General features: G+C 74.3%; 1 pseudogene. It reads left to right on the forward strand.

Features of this window, described 5'->3' with window-relative positions:
- Positions 1-58 precede the first annotated feature (58 nt).
- A pseudogene (locus tag DEIPI_RS39680) lies at positions 59-249 on the forward strand (hypothetical protein); the annotation flags it as partial.

Here is a 249-nt window from a genome sequence, read left to right on the forward strand (position 1 = left end):
CGTCCCTGCGCGCCGAACGCTTCGAGCGGGGCGGCGTCCTCGCCGGGGACATCCAGCTGTGAGCGCCCCCGCCGCGGGCGCCACGCCACGCGAGCTCGGGACGCTGCCCCTGCTCTCCGTGTGCCTCGGCTTCTTCCTCGTCGTGCTCGACACGACCGTCCTGAACGTCGCCCTGCCCGACGTGGGCCGCACGCTCGGCGGCGGCACCGCCACGCTGCAGTGGATCGTCAGCGCCTACACCGTCGTGCT

Source organism: Deinococcus pimensis DSM 21231 (assembly GCF_000519345.1).
Taxonomy (GTDB): domain Bacteria; phylum Deinococcota; class Deinococci; order Deinococcales; family Deinococcaceae; genus Deinococcus_A; species Deinococcus_A pimensis.